Annotated in this window: 1 protein-coding gene; it reads left to right on the forward strand. The window is 37.9% G+C overall.

The genetic code is table 11. From position 1 onward, the window contains the following. Positions 1 to 227 (forward strand): reverse transcriptase domain-containing protein (locus Q8G36_RS28960; RefSeq protein WP_305275394.1); only part of this gene is annotated, 227 nt, incomplete at both ends.

A 227-nucleotide genomic window follows, 5' to 3' on the forward strand; every position in this document is an offset into this window, starting at 1 on the left:
TATGGACTTGGAGAAGTTCTTCGATAAAGTGAATCATGACAAGCTCATGGGAATGTTAGAGCGGAAAATTGAAGATAAACGAGTTCTCAAACTGATTCGTAAATTCCTTCAAGCAGGCATTATGATAGGCGGACTTTTTCATAAAAGTGAGGAGGGAACTCCGCAAGGAGGTCCGTTAAGTCCTTTATTATCTAATATCATGTTAGACGATTTAGATAAAGAACTAG

The organism is Peribacillus frigoritolerans (assembly GCF_030676415.1).
GTDB classification, from domain to species: Bacteria; Bacillota; Bacilli; order Bacillales; family DSM-1321; genus Peribacillus; species Peribacillus frigoritolerans_A.